Origin of the sequence: Enterocloster lavalensis (genome assembly GCF_046603895.1) — a bacterium.
Lineage (GTDB): Bacteria > Bacillota > Clostridia > Lachnospirales > Lachnospiraceae > Enterocloster > Enterocloster lavalensis.
In genome coordinates, this window is sequence record NZ_CP176637.1 from 40,930 (window position 1) to 57,687 (window position 16,758).

Genomic DNA, 16,758 nt, shown 5'->3' on the forward strand with positions numbered 1-16,758 from the left:
ACTAACTATCTGGTAATATCATAACAGACCAACGCCAAATATGCAATCTCTGTAGAGTGAGAAAATTTATCCCTGCGCTGGCTAATGCCAATTCAGGGTAAACCCCATTTCTCCCCACAATATCTAATACCAATTCAGTGCAAAGCCTATCACAAGTTCCTCCACACCTCGAACCGACAAAAAAGCCCTCTCTTCCCCTTTCGGAGTCACAGCTCCTTTCGGTTCCGATCAGGCCTTGCCAAAATCATTCTACAATCGCTTCAGTTCTGCGCGTCTGTCTCCACCGCCCGGTCTCCCTCCAAACCGATATCGCCGATCAGATCATGGGGAACCATGGAGATACTGCGCTGCCCCTCCTCGGGCAGGCTGTTGTAATACTCCAGCCATTCCAGAGTCTCCGGCGATAACTGGTCCGCTGCAAAAAATCTGCCCTCGTACTCCACAGTGCCATCCGCCAGGAACAGGATATAACTGCCGCCCAGCTTTACCGCCGCGGCGTTCTCATCCAGATAAATGTAGTCGATATCCCGATATCCAAAATTGGACTGTCCCTCCTCCGTCGGAGTCCGATTGAACGCCACGGATGAGGCTAGCGCTCCGTCCGGCGTCCCGCAGGACACCCTGGCTGTGCGGCCGGTGGAATGCAGCAGTACACCGCCCAGGACCACTTGCTTGTCCTTCTCCTGCTCGGGTTCCAGCCATCCCATCTCTGTCAACAGGGCCAGCGTATCAGCGTCCACGTCCTCCAGGCTGCCTTCCTCCAGCAGACGGATATCCAGGGCCTCCGACTGGCCCGGATAGGTCTCCTGGATAAACTCCAGCTTTATCTCCACCTTATCTCCGCTGTGAAGCTGTGCAAACCGGGGTTCCTCCTCCGTACTCTGAAAGCTGACCGGGCCTTCCCGGTCTAACACCACCATATTGCCGCCATTCTTAGTCCTCAGATACCGGCCGGTCATAGCAGGCAAACCGGACAGATCCGGTGTCTCTCCATCCGTCACCGGTTCTGCCGCAGGACTTGCCGTTTCCGTGACAGGGACAACAGCCTGTCCGGTGAACTGTTCGACCGTTCCCACCGCACTGTCGTCCACTGTACTCGTCCCACCATCCTTTGCCGAAGCGCAGCCGGCCATGATAACCGCTCCCGCCAGAACCGCCGTAGCGATCCCTCTCCATCGATTCCCTCTCTTCAATCCAATCCCTCCCGACTGTTCATTCTTCCTTTACCATATCATATGCAGTCGGAAAGTTCTTTACTTTTTCCTGTAGGCTTTCTTATGATTGAAGGGAGCGCTGGTAGGACGGACTGCTACTCTTCCGCAAAATAGACAACGGTCAGATACTGGCCGGTGTGGATGGTATCCTCCCTGAGGTTGTTCATCTTCTTCAGCTCCTCCACATATTCTTTGGCGCTGAGACTGCCGCCCTCCCGGTACTCCTTCGCCAGGCTCCAGAGGCTGTCGCCCTCCTGGATCTCCACGCTCTTGTAGTAGCGCGTGGCGGCCTTCTCCTCCTTAGCCATGGAGGTCAGCATGGTGCGGCCTAAAAATACGGAAGCGAATACAATAACTGCGACACAAGTGATCATAAACTTTCTCATCATAAGTAAACCTCCCCCTGCCGCCCCGCTTGTCAGGAAGCAGAGCAAACATACGTTCTTTTGTATATCCCAACTATACTACCAGAACATATGTTTGTCAATCTTTTTTGGCAAAAAATCGAACAAAGGTTTGCATTTTAATCGAACATATGTTACTATAATACCAGATTAACATTTTATGGGAGGATAGCCATGGCTCAAGATAAAATTACTGCAAAACAGGAAGAGATACTGGAATACATCAAAGAGACCATACTGAAGAAAGGATATCCGCCTGCGGTCCGGGAGATCTGTGAGGCTGTTCATTTAAAGAGCACCTCCTCCGTCCATTCCCACCTTTCCACCCTGGAGGAGAAGGGCTTTATCCGCCGTGATCCCACCAAGCCCCGGACCATCGAAATTCTCGACGACACTTTCAATTTTAACCGCCGCGAGATGACCAACGTTCCGGTGGTAGGCGCGGTGGCGGCAGGACAGCCGCTTCTGGCGGAACAGAACATAGAAGACTATTTCCCGATTCCCGTGGAGCTGCTCCCCAACGCGGACACCTTCATGCTCCGCGTCAAAGGCGACAGCATGGTCAATGCGGGAATCCTTGACGGGGACCAGATCATTGTGGAGCAGACCCCCTCCGCTCAGAACGGCGATATTGTGGTGGCTCTGCTGGAGGATTCCGCCACGGTGAAGCGCTTTTACAGGGAGGACGGACACTACCGCCTGCAGCCCGAGAACGACTACATGGATCCCATCATCGTGGATCATGTGGACATTCAGGGCAAGGTTATCGGGCTCTTCCGCCGGATGAAATAATACGCTGTCCGCTCCGGTCAAAGGCGCGGTTCCGGCCGGACCATATCTCATTGGCTCATCGGCCCCGGCCAGGATATCGCATCACCCCGCCGGCTCACCGGCCCCCTGGACAGAGCCGCCGCACAATCGCCATCGGTCCATTACCTGCAAATCATAGTCCAAATCAAAAGCCCTGCCTCCGGGCGGAAAACAAATCACAGCCAACGCTGTGCTCAGTTTCCGCCCGGTTGCAGGGCTTTTTTATTGGAATGCATGGGAACCGCCGGACAAACCGGCGGCCCGCCGCATTTCTTGCCGCTTATTCGTTTCTTACAGCTCGTTCACATCCACAAAAGTCTTGCCATCCCGCCAGATACGCTCCAGATCGTAGAACAGCCGGTCCTCCCGGTTGAAAGCGTGCACGATCACATCGCCGTAATCCAGCAGAATCCAGTTGGCGCTCTGATAGCCCTCGGTCTGCCTTACCTGGTAGCCCGCTTCCGCCATCTTCTCCTCCACATTGTCCGCCATAGCCTGAACCTGATTCAGGTTCGAGCCGTCTGCGATGATAAAATAGTCCGCCATCACGGAAACCTCATGGATATCGATAATCTTGATATCCCCGCCCTTTTTCTCGCTGAGGGCCGCGTAGGCCAATTTTGCCATTTCTTTAGACTGATCCATTCAATTCTCCTTTCGATTCCAATCGATGTTTAAAGTAGATATGGGCCTCCCGGGTCATCGGATCGATGCTCCCGCCCTTTTTGGTCAGATACTCCAGCGTTCCGTCCAGGATCGCATACATGGTCTGATCCAGGTCCACGTATGCCATGGCACGCATTTCCGGAAGATTCTCCGCCTTGTAGCGCCGCGGCTCGATATAGTCGGCGATGTAGAGAATTTTATCCAGCGTGGTCATGTCCGGCTTTCCGGTGGTATGACAGGCGATGGCGCTCAATATCTCCTCATCCCGTATCTGATATTTGTTCTCCGCCAGCCACGCTCCATATTTGGCGTGCAACACAGCCAACGCCTTGTTCTCTGACTCCGTAACCGGAATCCCGTGCTTCAGGCACTTTTTTAAAATCACTTCGTCGCTGAAGCGCTTCCCACAATCATGCATCAGGCCCGCCAGCTCCGCCTTGTTCATGTCATAGCCGTACCGCATGGCAAGGGACATGCAGGTAAAGGACACGCTTAAAGAATGTTCATAGCGCATGGGCGACAGACGGTTTTTTAATTGCTTGCGGAACATCATGATTTGACTGCATTGATTCTCCATTGTGACCCCTCTTTTCTTCAGTTTATGCTCACTTCAGCCCCCTGATACAGGCAGTTGCGCCGGATATAGTCCGCCACCTCCCCCGGCACGTAGGAGCTGATATTCTTCCCCTCCATGGCCATTCGCCGCAGGTCTGCGCTGGAGACATCCATCTCCCCGCAGTGCAGCGGCAGAATCCGGGCGCCGTAGCGGGCGATCAGGTGGGCGATCTGCTGGTCCAGGCTGCGCTTCGCCTCCTTGTAGGCGCGTCCGGCCACCAGCAGCGTAGCCCTGGCCATCACCTGCTCCGGATGATACCAGCCCTCGATCTGGTACAGGGAGTCCGCCCCGATGATAAAATAAAACGTATGCTCCGGGTAAGCCTCCTGTAAAAGCGCCAGGGTCTGGGCCGTGTAGGTATAGCCGGGCCGCTGCAGCTCAAAGTCCGAGTATGCAAAATGCGGGTTGCCGGCAATGGCCAGGCGCACCATGTCCCAGCGCTTTTCCCCCTCGGTTACCGGGTGATCCTGCTTATGGGGCGGATGGCCGGAAGGCATGAACCAGACCTGGTCCAGCCCGTATTCCAGATAGGCCTGTTCCCCCAGCCACAGATGCCCGTTGTGAATGGGGTCAAAGGTACCCCCCAAAATTCCGATTTTACCCATTTTACCCTTCCAACTCCTCCCGCATTCCGCTTAACGTATTTTTAACTGCAACGATTCAAAAAAGTTGACATAATCTTTTTATGTCAACTCAATCCGTCTTTTTCAATTTGCGCCGCTTATTTGGGCAGCACAATCTTGCGCTTATTCTCCTCCTTGGCCGGACGGTACAGCACGATCTTACGGCCGATCACCTGCACGACCTCGGAGTGGGTGCGCTCCGCCAAAACCTCGGCGATGGATCTCCCGTCGTCCAGGCAGTTCTTGAGCACGGTGATTTTCACCAGCTCTCTGGCCTCCAAAACCTCGGATACGGCCTGGGTCACCTCGGGGGTCAGGCTGGCCTTGCCGATCTGGAACACCGGATCGATTGTCATTGCCAATCCCTTCAAATAGGATCTCTGTTTGCTTGTCATATTTTCTCCTTCATGTATCAGGCGGCCCGCATAAAACGCAGGCCGCTTTATTGAATGCAATGGGCCGCTGGCGCAGGGCCGGCCGCTTACTTGTAATAGTCGAATTCCAGGCCATACATGCGCACCGTGTCGCCCTCCTCGATTCCAGCCTTCTCCAAATCCGCCAGAATCCCCGTGTTCTTGAGGAATTTCTGGAAGAAATCGAAGCCCTTCTCCGATTCCAGGTTGGTGTAGCCCAGCATCTTCTCGATGCGCGGTCCCTCCACCACGTACACGCCGTTCTCAGCCTTCTCCACCGTGTAGGGCAGACTGCGGTCATCCTGGAACTCCAGCTCGAATTCCGGCTCGAATATGATAGGCGCGTCGTCCACGGTCTTTAACAGCTCGTTCACATGGTAGAGCAGCTCCTTCACGCCCTTGCCGCTGACCGCGGAGAGCGCGAACACCTTCATTCCCAGAGGCTCGAACTCCTGGCGCAGGCGTTTTAAGATGCCGTCCTCGCCCTCGTCCCCGTAAACCGCGTCCATCTTGTTGGCTGCGATCACCTGGGGCCGTTTCACCAGCTCCGGATTGTAGGCCTCCAGCTCCTTTAAAATGGTTTTGATATCCTCCACCGGATCGCGCCCCTCCACGGAAGCGCCGTCCACCACGTGGATCAGCACCTTGGTGCGCTCGATATGCTTTAAGAACGCATGTCCCAGGCCCACGCCCTCAGAGGCGCCCTCGATCAGACCAGGGATATCCGCCATCACAAATCCGGCTCCGCCCCCTAAATCCACCACGCCCAGATGGGGATTCAAGGTGGTAAAATGATAGTTGGCGATCTGCGGGCGGGCGTTGCTCACCACGGACAGCAGGGTGGATTTACCCACGTTGGGGAATCCCACCAGGCCCACATCCGCGATCACCTTCAGCTCCAGTTTCACCCACAGCTCCTGGCTGGGCTGACCCGGCTGGGCATATTTAGGCGCCTGCATGGTCGAAGTGGCATAATGCATATTGCCCAGGCCGCCCTTGCCGCCTTTTAAGATCACCTTGCGGCGGTTCTCCCCGGACATATCAGCGATCACCTTGCCGGACTCGAAATCCTTGATCACGGTCCCCTCCGGCACCTTGATCACCAGGTCGCTTCCGTTGGCGCCGTGACACCTGCGCTTTCCGCCTTCCTCGCCGCTCTGGGCCACGTACTTGCGCACATGGCGGAAATCCATCAGGGTGTTGAGGCCCTCGTCCACCTGGAAAATAATATCGCCGCCCTTGCCGCCGTCTCCCCCATCGGGACCTCCGGCCGGCACGTACAGCTCCCGGCGGAAGCTGACATGGCCGTCGCCGCCTTTTCCGGATTTAATAAAAATTTTTGCACTGTCGGCAAACATACTGCACCTAAACCTTTCTGATTCTATCACATTTCCCTATGGCAGCCGCCGTTTCAGGACGTAGCTTGTCCCGGCCGGCGGACCATATCCCATAGAGCAAAAAGACTCCATACTTATTGTATGGAGTCCACTTGTCATTATTCGTTGATTGCTCTTGGGTAAACAGAAACCTGCTTTTTGTCTCTGCCCTTTCTTTCAAACTTAACAACTCCGTCTACTAAAGCAAATAAGGTATCATCGCCGCCCTTGCCAACGTTGTTGCCAGGATGGAGCTTTGTTCCGCGCTGTCTGTACAGGATGTTGCCAGCCAGTACAAACTGTCCGTCCGCTCTCTTGGCACCAAGGCGCTTCGCCTCGGAATCTCTGCCGTTCTTTGTGGAACCAACACCTTTTTTATGAGCGAATAACTGAAGGTTCATCTGAAACATGTCTTACACCTCCTCAAACCGAATGATAATATGTCGTTCCCCGTACTCCTTCTCAATATTCCGAAGTCCCAGAACAAGAGAATTCATAAGGAGCTGCGATTCCGGACTGATCTCTGCGGTGAAATGAAACGAAAAACCGCCGGTCTGCTCGTCCATCTCTCCCTCAAATCCGTCCTCCGTGAACGCCTCCACGGAATTCGCCATGTTCAGGACCAATGCGGATACGGCCGCGCAGACGATATCCCGTCCGCTCTCCGCGTAACCTGCATGCCCTGAAAGCTCAACTCCCGTAAACACATCCCCGGACTCCTCGGAATCCCTGAATATCGTTACCTGGATCATAATGCGGTCAAACCCGAATTAAGCGTTGATCTTGTCGATCTTTACCTGAGTATAGAGCTGTCTGTGGCCATTTTTCTTGTGATAGCCAGTTTTTCTCTTATACTTGTAAACGATCACTTTCTTCGCCTTACCCTCTTTTTCAACCGTTGCGGTAACAGTTGCGCCGGATACGGTCGGGCATCCGATCTGCAGTTCGCCGTTGTTCACAACCAGTACCTGATCGAATGTTACGGTTTCGCCTGCGCCTGCGCCCAGTCTTTCTACCTTAATGACATCGCCTTCAGAAACCTTGTACTGCTTTCCGCCTGTTGCAATAATCGCGTACATGAAAGGCACCTCCTATTTATCATTACTCGCCAACTTTGGTGGCCCGCCGATGGGCAGACTCTTAGAACCTCGTTGTGCGGCACACTAAAACATAATATCACTAAAAAACGCACCTGTCAACTAAAAAGAAAAAGTTTTTGTAATTTCTGGTAACAGTTCAAACGGCGGGGAAATTTCCCTCAAAAACCGCGGCCTTTCACGCCCCGCCGCTGCCCTCCAGCTTCACGATGGAGGCAATGTTTCCCAGCTCCAGATACTGCCCCTCCGACACTGTGATGACCGTCGGCTCCAGGAATCTCCGGTAATCGTCCTGATAATCGTAATAATAGCGCACATCGTTGTACAGTGCAAAGTATCCGCCGTCCGCGGTCAGAGGGGTCAGCAGATAGCTGCCCGGCTCCATGTCCCGGCCCGCCAGGTACATTCCATAGGGCGCCAGGGTGAGCTTTGCCTCCCCGGCCGGCACGGCATAGCCGCTCTGCAGCACCAGATGCTGCCCGTCATAGAGCGTTACCAGGCCGTGATGCTCAAAGCGGAAGGTTCCGATCCGCTTCTCATCCGAATCATTTTTATATAAGGTAAAGCTGCAGGTGCGGTAAGGGTTGCCGTCCCCGTCCGTGGAGGCGAACACCGCGTACTCTCCCGCCGGGATATCCCGCCCCACCACGTAACTGCCCTTTTCGTAATTCACCGGGGCAATTTTGCCGGGCTCTGCGGCGGCGGTCATCGCACCGTCATTTCCCGCAGTGAACGTCACCTCTGTTCCTGCACCGTCCGCCCCGCCCGCCTCCTGGGCATAGACCTGGGCAGGCGCGCCCGCTCCCAGGCAGGCTGCGGCGCACAACGCCGCAATGTATCTGCATTTTCGTCTCATCCGGCTGCTCCTCTCCGCAAATTGATGGCTTTATCATAAATCAGCCTGCGGAAATGGTCAACCAATGTCACAGTTATTTCACCGTAAATTCACAGTTCACATGTTACCGCTTGATCCAGGTGCCCGGGGACAGGAGAACCAGCATCGGGAACAGTTCCAGACGTCCGGCCAGCATGTCGAAAATCAGCACCCATTTGGACATGGCCGAAAGCCCTGAGAAGTTGGCCGCCGGGCCCACCTCGGAGATACCCGGTCCGATGTTATTCAGGGTGGCAACCACCGCGGAGAAGGAGGTGCCGAAGTCAAAATTGTCCAGGCTCACCAGCAGCACGGACACGCCCAGAATGATGAAGTAGACGATGATAAAGGCGTTGATGGACCGCAGGGTGTTGTGGTCCAGGGCCTTACCCTCGTACTTTAAAACCTTGACGCTGCGGGGATGGATCACGGAGGCCAGCTCCTTTTTGATCTCCTTAAATGCGATCATCACCCGGGACACCTTCATTCCGCCGCCGGTACTGCCCGCGCAGGCGCCAATGAACATGATGCCCAGCAGCAGGGTTTTCGAAAACTCCGGCCACTGGTTGAAGTCCACGGTGGAATAACCCGTGGTGGTAATAATGGATGCCACCTGGAAGGCCACGTGGTGCACCGCGGTTCTGAGGTCCGGGAACATCCCCCAGGTATTCAGGGTGATCAGAACGATGGCTGCGACCACAATGACCAGATACCCCCTGAGCTCCTCGCACTTAAAGGCGTCCTTGGGCTTTCGGATCAGGAACAGATAATACACGTTGAAGTTCACGCCGAACAGCAGCATAAATATGGTAATCACATTCTGCTGGTAAGCCGTATAACCCGCCTGGCCGAAGTTGCGGCAGGAAAATCCTCCCGTTCCGGCAGCTCCGAAGGTCATGCACAGGCTGTCGAACAGCGGCATTTTGCCCGCCAGCAGCAACAGGAACATCACCACCGTCAGGAACAGGTAGATGGAGTACAGAAGCTTGGCTGTAAAACGGATTTTCGGCACCAGCTTGCCGACGCTGGGCCCCGGGCTCTCCGCCCGCATGATGTGCATGTTGTAGTCTCCGGTCATCGGCAGAACGGCCAGCAAAAACACCAGGATTCCCATACCGCCGATCCAGTGGGAAAAGCTGCGCCAGATAAGGGAGGCTTTGCTTAAGTCCTCCACCTTGTCCAGGATACTGGCTCCGGTGGTGGTGAATCCGGAGACGATCTCAAAAAGCGCATCCTCAAAGCGGGTGATCTCCCCGCCCAGAAGAAACGGCATGCAGCCGAACAGGCTGAGGATAATCCAGCCAAGGGACACGGTCACAAATCCCTCCCGCGCAAAAAAAATCTTGCTGGCAGGCTTTTTGCGGACACAGAGAAAACCGATCAACCCGCAGGCGGCAGCCACCGCCAGGTAACAGAAGCCGATGGACTCGCCGTAAACCGCAGCGGTCAGACACGGTATCATGAGAAACAGGGCCTCGATGTTCATGATCCAGCCCAGCAAATAGATAATAATCCCGCTATTCATAGTTATCCGCCTTTATTTTATAATATCTCCCAGATCGTTTAAACCGGTGTGGGTGGTCACGATGATTACCGTGTCTCCCGGCTCGATGGTATCCTTGCCCCGGGGCATGATGATCCGTCCCTTCCGGTTGATGCAGGCCACCAGAAGGTGGTCGATCAGCGGAAGCTTTTCCAGCGGAACGCCCACCACCGGGGAGTCCTCCATCACCCGGAACTCCAGGGCTTCCGCCTGGTCGGCCACGATTTTATAGAGCGTCTCCACGTTGCTTCCCATGGAGTTCTGCATACCGCGCACGTACTGCAAAATGATGTCCGCGGTCACCAGCTTGGGGTAGATCACGCTCCCCAGATTCAGGGAGTTGATCACATTCTCAAAGGCGATCTTGTTGACCTTGGTGATCAGCTTGGCATTGGACTGGCTGGCCGCGTACAGGGACAGCATGATATTTTCCTCGTCGAATCCGGTCAGGGAAGCGAAGGCTTCCGTCTGGCGGATCCCCTCCTCCAGGAGCAGCTTCTGGTCCGAACCGTCCCCATGGATGATCATGGCCCCTGGTAAAAGCTCGCTCAGCTCCCGGCAGCGTTCCTCGTTCTGCTCGATGATGCGGATCTTGATCTTCGTGTCCGCCAGCGCTTTGGACAGGTAGTAGGTGATCTTTCCGCCGCCTACAAACATGGCGGTTTTCACCGTGTTGTTGACAATGCCCGCCTTGCGGAAGAAATCGGCGGACTCTGCGTGAGGCGCCAGGAAGGAAATCTTGTCCCCGGAGCGCATCTCAAAATTGCCGTCCGGAATCATCACGTCGCTCCCCCGCTCCACCGCACAGATCAACACATTGCTGTGCATGCGGGACACCACGTCCATAATCTTCATATTGTTCAGGACCGATTTCTCCGGGATCAGGAACTTAAGCAGCTCGATCCGGCCCTTGGCAAAGGGCTCGATCTTGATGGCGGATGGGAAACGCAGCAGGCGGGCGATCTCCCGGGCCGCCGCCAGCTCCGGGTTGATGGCCAGAGACAGGTTTAACTCCTCCCGTATATAATTGATCTCCGCCGAATACTCGGGATTGCGGATTCTCGCGATGGTATGGCAGTTGCCCGCCTTCTTGGCGATCAGGCAGCAGAGCATGTTGAGCTCGTCGGAGTTGGTGGTGGCGATCAGAAGATCCGCCTCCTTGATCCCCGCCTCCATCTGTACCTGGTACACGGCTCCGTTTCCCGTAACCCCCATCACGTCGATGCGGTCCGTGACGGCCTGCAGAGCCGCCCCATCGCTGTCAATCAGCGTGATATCATGATGTTCGCTGTTCAACTGTTCGGCCAGCGTCACGCCGATTTTGCCGCAGCCCACAATAATAATCTTCATAAGCTTACCCCTTTTTACTCTTCTGTACCCGGAATCACCTGCTCATGCAGGGGACGGCGCACCTTTTTGCGCGTCATTTCCACCAGGTTTAATTTTGTCATATCCACTACAGCCGTCTTTACCGGATCTGCGGACACGGCCTCCGACAGGGCTTTGAGCAGAATCTCCCGGTTCTCCCCTGGTTCCATGTCGATAAAGTCCACCAGAATGATCCCCGACAGGTTGCGCAGCCTGATCTGATGGGCGATCTCCGCGGCCGCCTCCAGGTTGATCTTTAAAATTGTCTCCTGAAGCGTCTTTTTCCCGGAATACTTGCCGGTGTTCACGTCAATGACCACCATGGCCTCCGTGGGTTCGATGACCAGATACCCCCCGGATTTAAGCCAGACCCGCTTTCCCAGGGCCTCCTCCATCACCTTGTCCAGGCTGTACAGCGCGCCCAGACTCAGCAGCGGATCGTCATAAAAGGAAAGTTTTTCCAAATCTTTCTGCTGGTTCAGCGCCAGATAATGTTTCAGCTCTTCATAGACGTCCGCCTGGTCGGTCAGAACCGCCTCCAGGCTGCCGCCAAGAGAATCCCTCACGCTGGCCATATAACCGGGCAGAGACCGGTACAGACAGCTGTAACAGACCCGGTGATTCCCCTGACTGAGCACCGACTCGTACTGCTCAAACAGCACGGCCAGCTCCGCCAGAAGCTGCTCTTCGTCCGCCTCCCCGGCGTTGGTTCGCACGATCAGGCCGCACGCCTCATGGCCCCTGGCCCGGACGGCCTCCTCCAACACGGGCCGTACCCGGCGCTTAAAGGACTGCTCCGTCAGCCTGGACGAGAAATTCACCCCCGGTTTCCCGGCGGTGAGTACGCAGTAGCGGCCCGCAAAGGACAGGCGGCAGGTCACCACCGGCGCCTTGGTTTTGACCGCGTCCTTTTCCACTTGAATGATCAGCTCGTCCCCAGGCGCCAGGGTTTTGGCTCCCGGCCGGTTTAACACCTGCGGACAGGTTCCCTCCAGGGGAAGATAGCCCACCCGGCCTCCGCCGATCTCCACGAAGGCGGCGCTGATATTTTTCACCACCTTCTGTACTTTTCCGATGTATATATTGTTTAAGAGGGAACCGCCCTGTTCGGGTTCCAGCGTCAGCGCCAGGGGCTTTCTGCCGGAAAATACCGCGGTCAGAACCTTATCCCTCCACCTTGTGATCACCAGCTTGTCCATCACGCAAACGCTTCTCCCAGATCCGCCAGTGCCACAAAACAGTGTTTCCCGGCTTCCTTCTCTTCCTCAGCCGCCTGGTCCGCATACACCTCTTCCCGCTGGAACATCCAGGCGAACTGAGGCCGCTCCTCTCCCAGGAACGCATAGTAGGCGTCCAGCACCATTTCGGGCTTCACGTTGGCCACGCTTCCGTTTGAAATCTTCATAAACAGCGCCGGTCCCTGCTCTCCTGCCTCCATCCGCAGCTCATAGATCAACGGCTTTAAATCCATCTCCTTCTGGCCGCGCTTGGTCTTTTTGGTCACAGGTACGCTGTCCCGGCCGTAAAACTCCAAAAGCCCCTCAATCCATTTCTCCGGGTCCGCCATCTCATGGCCCGGGCGCAGACGGCAGGTGTAGTCAGCCGCGGCCACGATGGACATGGCGCCCGCCGCGTCCTCCGGCAGCAGGCGGACGTCCACCACCTCAAAGCCCTCTGCCATCTGGGCGTTTAAGCGCGCCTTCATGCCCGCGGGCACCTCCTCGTCCAGAAGCTCGATGTCCACATACTCGCTCCGGCTGGTGATTCCCACTCCTAAAGGCGCCGCGAAGGACATGATCTGATGTGGGCTGAATCCGCCACTGTAGCGGATGTTTAAATCCGCCCGGCGGATGGCCTTCTGGAAATAGCGCATCACGTCCAGGTGTCCGATGAATTTCATGTTGCCGTATTTGCTGAATTTAATCCGAATTTTCATAGTCCTGTTCCCTCTGTTGTCTCCCTGGTCTCAAAGCACACGCCGCCGCCGAATTTAAGCACCCCGCAGGCGGAGCATTTGCCCCGGCAGTTGGGCGTCACCACGGCCTCCATGGCGCGCTTCCACTCTCTCTTTAAAAACTCCTTGCTGACTCCGGCGTCGATGAAATCCCAGGGGAATACTTCGTCCAGGCTTCGCTCCCTGGTGGTATAGAAATCAATGGGCACGCCGCAGTCCTCAAAGGCCTTCATCCAGGCGTCGTTGTTGAAATACTCGGACCAGGAGTCGTAGATCGCGCCGTTTTTGTAGGCCGCCTCGATGACTGCGCCCACGCGGCGGTCGCCTCTGGCCAGGATGCCCTCAAGCACCGTCAGCTCCGCCTCGTGCCAGTTGTATTTTAAACTCTTGAAATTCAGCATCTGGCGGAACTTGCCCCGCACGATGTTGGCGCGCTCCAGAAATTCTTCCTTTGTGCACATTCTGGCCCACTGGAAGGGCGTAAAGGGCTTGGGCACAAAGAAGGAGGAACTGGCCGTCACCTGCACCTTTCCGTGGCGCTGTTCCTTGGGGATCTCGTAGTAGGTCTCGGCCACCTTCTCGGACAGCAGGGCGATGCCCTCCATGTCCTCCACCGTCTCCGTGGGAAGCCCCAGCATAAAGTACAGCTTCACCCGGTTCCAGCCCGCCTCAAAGGCCTGTCTGGCGCCGTTTAGGATCACTTCCTCGGTCAAACCCTTGTTGATTACGTCCCGCAGGCGCTGGGAACCGGCCTCGGGTGCAAAGGTCAGACTGCTCTTCTTGATATCCTGGACCTTGCTCATCACGTCCAGGGAGAAAGCGTCGATGCGCAGGGACGGAAGGGAAATGTTCACGCCCTTGCCCTTAAATTCCTCGATGAGGAAATTAACCAGGCCCTCCAGCTGGCTGTAATCGCTGGAGCTTAAAGAGCTTAAGGAAATCTCATCGTGTCCCGTGCTCTTTAGCATGTCATAGGCATAGTGCTTTAAATATTCCAGGCTGTGCTCCCGCAGAGGCCGGTAAACGTCCCCCGCCTGGCAGAAACGGCAGCCGCGGATGCAGCCGCGCTGAATCTCCAGCACCACCCGGTCCTGGGTCACCTTGATGTAGGGCACCAGGGGCTTCTCAATATAACCCACGCTGTCCATGTCCACCACCAGCTGTTTGGTGACGGTCTCCCCCGCGTGGGGATTGTTGGGGGTGAAGGAGCGGATGGTTCCATCCTCGTGGTAGGTTACATCGTAAAAAGCCGGCACGTAGATCCCCGGGATCTCTGCCGCCAGCTCCAGGAAGCGCTGTCGCCCGCCGCCTGCGGCCCGGTTCTCCTTATAACGGTCCATCAATTCAAAGTACACGGTCTCGCCCTCGCCGATATAGAACAGGTCGAAGAAATCGGCCAGCGGCTCCGGATTGTACGCGCAGGGACCTCCGCCGATCACGATGGGATCGTTTTCACCCCGCTCACAGGCGTGCAGCGGAATCTGGGACAGCTCCAGCACCTGCAGGACGTTGGTGTAACACATCTCGTACTGCAGGGTGATGCCCAGAAAGTCAAAGTTCTTCACCGGTTCCTGGGTCTCCAGGGTAAACAGGGGGATATTCTGTTCCCGCATGATGGGGTCTAAGTCCATCCAGGGGGAGTACACCCGCTCGCAGTAGATGTCCTCCCGGTCGTTGAACATGGAGTACAGGATCTGGATGCCTAAGTGGGACATGCCGATCTCGTACACGTCGGGGAAACACATGGCAAAGCGGATGTCCACCTTGTCCGGGTCCTTTTGGACCATGTTGAATTCGCCGCCGATGTAGCGGGCGGGCTGTTGGATACTCAGTAATATTTCATCATTTAAAGCTAGTTTTCTCATGGTTTTTCCTTGTTCTTTGTGCTGCCTGCACCGTATTTTTTAATCCCAGCAAAAGCCGGCCAAACTAAAACCCGGCATCCTTGGGATTCAGGGCAAACTCCTGTCCCGAACGTTTAATACCGGACAATATAGTATGCCACGATGCTTAATTATAAGACATTTTACAATATTAAGCAACACCATTCATCCGAACTGGACAGCAGAATTTGCAAATTTCAAAAATAAATTGAAAAGATTTGAAAGGATTTCGGATGATCAATCGTATTAGAAGTGAACGAATCAAAAAAGGAGATTGAAATACATGAAAATCAGAACTATAATGGCAGCAGCAGTCACAGGTATCTTTTTAACCGCCGCGGGAGGCAGCCTTGCATTTGGCGCCGAATGGACCTGTCCCCGGGGATACGCGGACTGTACGGATTACGAATACTGCAGAACTCACGACCACGGGGACTGCGAGGGTCACTGGTCCGATGAGGGGGACTGGGTGTGCCCGGACGGGAATCACGGACATAACGCCACCTCGGGAAACGGCTGTCACAACGGCGGCGGACACCACAGAAGGCACGGCGGTTCCCATCACAGATAACGAAACCAGACACATGGAGCGGCTATGCGGCAGGAATCAGATGTAGAGCAGACAATCGGACAATATGCGGATATGGTCAAGCATATCTGCTTTGTCTACATGAAAAATGAAAGCGATACGGAGGACGTATTTCAGGATGTATTTTTGAAATACGCCCTTTTTTCGGAACCCTTTCAGTCGGAGGAGCACAAAAAAGCATGGTTGATCCGGGTGACCGTCAACCGCTGCAAGGACCTGCTCCGAAGCTTTTTCAGGACGCACACCTGCTCTCTCGAGGAAGCCGCGGCTATGGCGGACGGCCGGGATCCCGACCTGTCCCATGTGCTGGAAGCCGTGCTGAGGCTGCCTCACAAATACAGAATCATCATATATCTGCACTACTATGAGGGGTATTCGGCCGTGGAAATCGCGGGGATTCTGCACAAAAAGGTCAATACCATATACACCCATCTGTCGAGGGCTAAGGCGGAATTAAAAAATATGCTGGGAGGTGATGACGGTGAAACAGATGATACGTGACGCGTTCGATACGGTGACCTGCAGCGATGCGCTGAAGAAACAGACCTGCGATTATGTGGCCGGACGCATGCGCCGTGGCCGCAAGAGCGCAGCGCGCAAATTGAAATGGGCCGTCTCCATGGCCTGTCTCCTGCTGTTTGCCACCAGCGGACTGGGCGGCCTGCGCCTGTACTACGCGGAGGCGGCTGTCATCAGCATCGACGTGAATCCCAGCATCGAGCTGGATATCAACCGCTGGGGAAGGGTGGTGGACCAGACCACCTATGGGCAGGAGGGTGAAACCATCCTGCAGTCCCTCTCGTTAAAGCATATGGAATACGGCGATGCCCTGACCCTTCTGCTTGGCAGCGATGAGATGCAGAAGTATTTTAAGAAGGATTCCCTTGTCTCCATCACCCTGGAGGCGGAGGACGGCGGCCAGGCGATGCTCTCAGACCTTCAGGCGTGCGTGGACACGGCCCTGAAACAGTGCCACGGCAGCGTAACGGCGGAATATGCCAGCGTGGACAGCCATATGTGTGACGAGGCCCACGAACATGGGATGTCGCTGGGGAAGTATTACGCCATACAGGAGCTTTTGACCGTGGACCCCCAGGCCACCCTGGATGAGTTTAAGGACAAATCCATGAAGGAAATAAAGGGCCACACCGAGCACTGCCAACACCGGGAGCAGGCCGGAGTTCAGGAGCAAACCGGGGGCCGGGAAGAAGCTTTGGATGAATCCCAGGGCGACCCCCAGGACAATTCAGAGCAGTCTCCGGAATGCCCCGGCAGACCGGCCCACAGCCGTGAGGGCGGCGGCCACGGCGGGCGGCATCACTGATGCC

20 protein-coding genes are annotated in these 16,758 nt (G+C 55.6%); 4 read left to right on the plus strand and 16 right to left on the minus strand.

What is annotated here, in order from left to right; translation table 11 throughout:
• Window positions 1-260: 260 nt before the first annotated feature.
• Window positions 261-1,193 (minus strand): hypothetical protein, encoded by a 933-nt coding sequence (locus tag ACK2JC_RS00275; RefSeq protein WP_320936828.1) that lies wholly within the window; start codon window positions 1,191-1,193, stop codon window positions 261-263.
• Window positions 1,194-1,309: 116 nt separating this feature from the next.
• Window positions 1,310-1,603, minus strand: a complete 294-nt coding sequence (locus tag ACK2JC_RS00280; protein ID WP_092360525.1) for a LysM peptidoglycan-binding domain-containing protein — start codon at window positions 1,601-1,603, stop codon at window positions 1,310-1,312.
• 189 nt (window positions 1,604-1,792) lie between these two features.
• Here ACK2JC_RS00280 and lexA point away from each other — a divergent pair, with 189 nt between their 5' ends.
• Window positions 1,793-2,410: a transcriptional repressor LexA gene (gene lexA / locus ACK2JC_RS00285; RefSeq protein ID WP_118753827.1), complete on the plus strand. Its 618-nt coding sequence runs from the start codon at window positions 1,793-1,795 to the stop codon at window positions 2,408-2,410.
• Window positions 2,411-2,719: 309 nt separating this feature from the next.
• Here lexA and rsfS read toward each other — a convergent pair whose 3' ends face one another.
• The 14 genes from rsfS to ACK2JC_RS00355 all read right to left on the minus strand — a co-directional run bounded on the left by rsfS (window position 2,720) and on the right by ACK2JC_RS00355 (window position 14,823).
• Window positions 2,720-3,073, minus strand: coding sequence for a ribosome silencing factor (gene rsfS / locus ACK2JC_RS00290; protein ID WP_007718142.1), 354 nt, complete (start codon window positions 3,071-3,073; stop codon window positions 2,720-2,722).
• Window positions 3,060-3,671 carry a bis(5'-nucleosyl)-tetraphosphatase (symmetrical) YqeK gene (gene yqeK, locus ACK2JC_RS00295; RefSeq protein WP_320938568.1) on the minus strand — a complete coding sequence of 204 codons (612 nt, stop codon included), beginning with the start codon at window positions 3,669-3,671 and terminating at the stop codon, window positions 3,060-3,062. Before yqeK ends, rsfS begins: the two co-directional genes overlap by 14 nt.
• Before the next feature lie 17 nt (window positions 3,672-3,688).
• A complete protein-coding gene (gene nadD, locus ACK2JC_RS00300) occupies window positions 3,689-4,315 on the minus strand; it encodes a nicotinate-nucleotide adenylyltransferase (RefSeq protein ID WP_320938567.1) in 627 nt (208 codons plus the stop codon).
• Window positions 4,316-4,431: 116 nt separating this feature from the next.
• Complete coding sequence (gene yhbY / locus ACK2JC_RS00305; protein ID WP_092360522.1) at window positions 4,432-4,728, minus strand: ribosome assembly RNA-binding protein YhbY; 297 nt, start codon at window positions 4,726-4,728, stop codon at window positions 4,432-4,434.
• A gap of 86 nt (window positions 4,729-4,814) precedes the next feature.
• Window positions 4,815-6,104 carry a GTPase ObgE gene (gene obgE / locus ACK2JC_RS00310; RefSeq protein WP_118753825.1) on the minus strand — a complete coding sequence of 430 codons (1,290 nt, stop codon included), beginning with the start codon at window positions 6,102-6,104 and terminating at the stop codon, window positions 4,815-4,817.
• A 137-nt stretch (window positions 6,105-6,241) separates the two neighbouring features.
• Entirely contained in the window at window positions 6,242-6,532 is a 291-nt protein-coding gene (gene rpmA / locus ACK2JC_RS00315) for a 50S ribosomal protein L27 (protein ID WP_368272185.1), read from the minus strand.
• 3 nt (window positions 6,533-6,535) lie between these two features.
• Window positions 6,536-6,874, minus strand: a complete 339-nt coding sequence (locus ACK2JC_RS00320; protein WP_092360520.1) for a ribosomal-processing cysteine protease Prp — start codon at window positions 6,872-6,874, stop codon at window positions 6,536-6,538.
• 18 nt (window positions 6,875-6,892) lie between these two features.
• Window positions 6,893-7,201, minus strand: a complete 309-nt coding sequence (rplU, locus tag ACK2JC_RS00325; RefSeq protein WP_007718128.1) for a 50S ribosomal protein L21 — start codon at window positions 7,199-7,201, stop codon at window positions 6,893-6,895.
• 196 nt (window positions 7,202-7,397) lie between these two features.
• Entirely contained in the window at window positions 7,398-8,075 is a 678-nt protein-coding gene (locus ACK2JC_RS00330; RefSeq protein WP_320938565.1) for a hypothetical protein, read from the minus strand.
• Between the two features lie 103 nt (window positions 8,076-8,178).
• Window positions 8,179-9,618: a TrkH family potassium uptake protein gene (locus tag ACK2JC_RS00335; RefSeq protein ID WP_118753823.1), complete on the minus strand. Its 1,440-nt coding sequence runs from the start codon at window positions 9,616-9,618 to the stop codon at window positions 8,179-8,181.
• Between the two features lie 12 nt (window positions 9,619-9,630).
• A complete protein-coding gene (gene trkA / locus ACK2JC_RS00340) occupies window positions 9,631-10,986 on the minus strand; it encodes a Trk system potassium transporter TrkA (RefSeq protein ID WP_107435281.1) in 1,356 nt (451 codons plus the stop codon).
• 14 nt (window positions 10,987-11,000) lie between these two features.
• Window positions 11,001-12,203, minus strand: a complete 1,203-nt coding sequence (locus ACK2JC_RS00345; protein ID WP_320938571.1) for a ribonuclease E/G — start codon at window positions 12,201-12,203, stop codon at window positions 11,001-11,003.
• The gene (locus ACK2JC_RS00350; protein ID WP_092360515.1) at window positions 12,203-12,940 is read right to left on the minus strand and encodes a TIGR03936 family radical SAM-associated protein; all 738 of its coding nucleotides are present in this window, start codon (window positions 12,938-12,940) and stop codon (window positions 12,203-12,205) included. Before ACK2JC_RS00350 ends, ACK2JC_RS00345 begins: the two co-directional genes overlap by 1 nt.
• Entirely contained in the window at window positions 12,937-14,823 is a 1,887-nt protein-coding gene (locus ACK2JC_RS00355; RefSeq protein ID WP_333683550.1) for a TIGR03960 family B12-binding radical SAM protein, read from the minus strand. Before ACK2JC_RS00355 ends, ACK2JC_RS00350 begins: the two co-directional genes overlap by 4 nt.
• A 301-nt stretch (window positions 14,824-15,124) precedes the next feature.
• Here ACK2JC_RS00355 and ACK2JC_RS00360 point away from each other — a divergent pair, with 301 nt between their 5' ends.
• Genes ACK2JC_RS00360 through ACK2JC_RS00370 form a run of 3 tightly spaced genes read left to right on the plus strand, consistent with a single transcriptional unit; the run spans window position 15,125 to window position 16,754 of the window.
• Window positions 15,125-15,412 (plus strand): hypothetical protein, encoded by a 288-nt coding sequence (locus ACK2JC_RS00360; RefSeq protein ID WP_092360513.1) that lies wholly within the window; start codon window positions 15,125-15,127, stop codon window positions 15,410-15,412.
• Window positions 15,413-15,436: 24 nt separating this feature from the next.
• Window positions 15,437-15,931, plus strand: coding sequence for an RNA polymerase sigma factor (locus ACK2JC_RS00365; protein WP_118753801.1), 495 nt, complete (start codon window positions 15,437-15,439; stop codon window positions 15,929-15,931).
• Window positions 15,906-16,754 carry a hypothetical protein gene (locus ACK2JC_RS00370; RefSeq protein WP_320938563.1) on the plus strand — a complete coding sequence of 283 codons (849 nt, stop codon included), beginning with the start codon at window positions 15,906-15,908 and terminating at the stop codon, window positions 16,752-16,754. Before ACK2JC_RS00365 ends, ACK2JC_RS00370 begins: the two co-directional genes overlap by 26 nt.
• The last annotated feature ends 4 nt before the right edge of the window (window positions 16,755-16,758 follow it).